Annotated in this window: 2 protein-coding genes and 1 pseudogene; all 3 read left to right on the top strand. The window is 65.3% G+C overall.

The window, feature by feature from the left end; genetic code table 11:
* A pseudogene (locus MOV74_RS35855) lies at positions 1–177 on the top strand (peptide ABC transporter ATP-binding protein); the annotation flags it as partial.
* Between the two features lie 56 nt (positions 178–233).
* Complete coding sequence (locus MOV74_RS35860) at positions 234–1,730, top strand: ABC transporter substrate-binding protein (protein WP_246931957.1); 1,497 nt, start codon at positions 234–236, stop codon at positions 1,728–1,730.
* 242 nt (positions 1,731–1,972) lie between these two features.
* On the top strand, positions 1,973–2,565 hold a 593-nt coding region (locus tag MOV74_RS35865), incomplete at its 3' end, for an amidase family protein (protein ID WP_246931959.1).

Below are 2,565 nucleotides of genomic sequence, written 5' to 3' on the forward strand. Positions count from 1 at the left end.
ATCGCCTCGCAATCGGCGGCCACGACCGGATGCCCCTATGTCGCGCGCTGTCCGCTCGCCGACCAGCATTGCCGCGAGGTTCCGCCTGAGTTACGCAAGGTGGGCGAGGGGCACCTTGCCGCCTGCCACAGGGCCGAGGCCGTGATGGCGTTGCCGCGGGCGGCCATGGAAGGTTAGTGTCCGGCGCAGGATTGGCGTAGGCTCACGAAGACAGCAGGCCGGGGAGTTACGAGATGTTCAGGAAACTATCGATCGTCGCCTTTGCCGCCGCGCTCATCGCGGCGCCTTTGCCCGTGCTGGCGCAGAGCAAGAAGGACAGCGTCGTCATGGCGATGGCGCTGGAGCCGCCGGGGCTCGATCCGACCAACGCCGCCGCTGCCGCGATCGCCGAGGTCACGCTCTACAACATCTACGAGACCCTGACCAAGATCAACGAGGACGGCTCCGTCTCGCCGCTGCTGGCCGAGAGCTGGACCGCATCGCCCGACCTGAAGACCTATACGTTCAAGCTGCGCAAGGGCGTCAAATTCCACAATGGCGAGCCGTTCGATTCCGCCGCGGTGAAGTTCTCGTTCGAGCGCAACGCCGCGCCGACCAGCACCAACAAGGACAAGAGCCTGTACCAGGCGTTCGAGAAGGTCGAGGCGCCGGACGCCGATACGATCGTGATCACCCTGAAATATGGCGAGCCGAACCTGCCGTTCCTGCTGGGACAGGCGGGCGGCTCGATTGTCGAGCCGAAGAGCGCTGCGACCAATATCACGCAGCCGGTCGGCACCGGGCCCTACCAGCTCGGGGCCTGGGCCAAGGGCTCATCGATCACGCTGACCAAGTGGGCCGACTACCGCAACGCCGCCGCGGTCAAACTGTCCAAGGTGACGATCCGCTTCATCTCGGAGCCGGCGGCGCAAACCGCCGCGCTGCTCTCGGGCGACATCGATGCGTTCCCGCGGGTCGCCGCACAGCGCGCCATGGCGCAGTTCAAGGCTGATCCGCGCTTCGCGGTGCTGGTCGGGGGCTCCAGGGCAAAGACCATCGTCGCGATCAACCACCGCAAGAAGCCGCTCGACGACGTCCGCGTCCGTCGCGCCATCCTCGCCGCGATCGACCGCAAGGCGATGATCGACGGCGCCGTCGACGGTTTCGGCACGCCGATTGGCAGCTTCTACGTGCCGGGCGCGCTCGGCTATGTCGACACTACCGGCATCAACCCCTACGACCCCGAGAAGGCCAAGAAGCTGCTCGCAGAGGCCGGCGTCACCACACCGCTCGAATTGTCGCTGAAGCTGCCGCCTCCGTCCTACGCTCGGCAGGGTGGCGAGATCGCCGCAGCCCAGCTCGCCAAGGTCGGCATCGTCGCCAAGATCGAGAACGTCGAATGGGCGCAATGGCTGTCGCAGGTGTTCGCCGGCAATGGTCCGCATAATTTCGACCTCACCATCGTCAGCCACGTCGAGCCGTTCGATCTCGTCAAGATCACCGAGGCAGACTATTATCTCGGCTACAACAACGAGGCATTCAACGCGCTCTACAAGCAGATCGTGTCGACGCCGGACGAGGCCGCCCGCGCCAAGCTGCTCGGCGACGCCCAGCGCATGCTCGCGACCGACGCCGTCTCCGCTTACCTGTACCAGCCACAGCTGATCACCATCACAGCCAAGAAGCTGAAGGGCGTCTGGAAGGACGTGCCGCAATACGAGAACGATTTCTCGACGTGGTATTGGGAGTAGGGCGGGGCCGACACGTTGCTCTCTTTCCTTCTCCCAAGGGGAGAAGGAAAGGCATCCCAAACCAAAATCTGAAAAACAACCCCATGCACAGTAGCCGGGCATAGTCATTTCAATGGCTTGCGCGTTGCTCGCTGCGATGGTTGGGGCGATGCGCCGGGACGTTGACCCGTCGGGCAAAACACTGGCAATATGACATCATCGCGGCCTCATGGTTCGGGACGCGCCGTCAGGCGAGGCACGCCATGAAGAAGCCAACTGGCCTCGCTGCGGCCGGCATCGCGGTGCCGATCCCCCTCAAGCTCGACGACGCAACGATGAGCGAGATCGCTCAAGCCCTCGCCGACGGCCGGGTTAATGCGACGGCGCTGACCAAAGCTTACCTTGTGCGTATCGAGGCCTATGATCGCGGCGGGCCTGCGCTCAACGCCGTGCGCGCGCTCAACCCCGACGCGCTTGGGATCGCGGGCACGCTCGACGGCACAAAACCATCGGCCAGGCAGCCGCTGGCCGGGATCCCGATCCTGGTGAAGGACAACATCGCAACGGGCGACAAGCAGCCGACGACCGCGGGCTCGCTGGCGCTGGAGGGCGCGCATGCAAGGGACGACGCCACAATCGTCAAGCTGCTGCGCGATGCCGGCGCGGTGATCCTGGGCAAGGCGAACCTGACCGAGTTCTCCAACATGCTCGCGGTCGACATGCCCGCGGGCTATTCGTCGCTCGGGGGCCAGGTGAAGAACCCGTATGCGCCGACGCTGATGGACGATCGCGGCATCCCGGTCGTGCCGCCGGGCGGATCGAGCGCGGGTTCGGCGGTTGCCGTGGCGGCCGGCTT

The organism is Bradyrhizobium sp. SHOUNA76 (assembly GCF_023006445.1).
Classification (GTDB): domain Bacteria; phylum Pseudomonadota; class Alphaproteobacteria; order Rhizobiales; family Xanthobacteraceae; genus Bradyrhizobium.